The sequence below is a fragment of the Desertibacillus haloalkaliphilus genome (assembly GCF_019039105.1).
GTDB lineage: Bacteria > Bacillota > Bacilli > Bacillales > KJ1-10-99 > Desertibacillus > Desertibacillus haloalkaliphilus.
This window is the reverse complement of sequence record NZ_JAHPIV010000402.1, coordinates 1-364: the sequence shown is the minus strand read 5'-3', so window position 1 is coordinate 364 and position 364 is coordinate 1. Positions and strand designations below refer to the sequence as shown.

1 pseudogene is annotated in these 364 nt (G+C 46.2%); it reads left to right on the top strand.

Annotated elements, in window-relative coordinates:
* Window positions 1–364 (top strand): annotated as a pseudogene (locus KH400_RS22520) (hypothetical protein); the annotation flags it as partial.

The following is a 364-nucleotide window of genomic DNA, read 5'->3' as shown; positions in this document are numbered from 1 at the left end:
AAAGGAGAAAAGGGAGGGGAGGGAGCGACCGGCAGGCGACCAAAAAGCAGCGGCAGGCGCAGGGGAGAGGGAACGGCAAAGCGGAAAGGACGGGCGGAAAAGCAAGGACCGGGCGGGCGGCGAAGAAAAAAAAAAACAGGGAGGGGAGAAGAGGAAGAGGAGGAGGAAGAGGGGAGAAAGAGGAGAGAGAAGGGGGAAGAAGGGGAGGGGAAAAGAAAAAGGGAGGAAGGAAAGAAAAAAGGAAGTAGATAAGATAGAAGGTAAAATTAATTATGGAAGAAATGTAAAGATTGGTTATTATGAAAAGGAAAAGAAAAAGATTGAATATAATAAAAAAGTTTTAAAAGAAAGGGGGGAAGAAGAA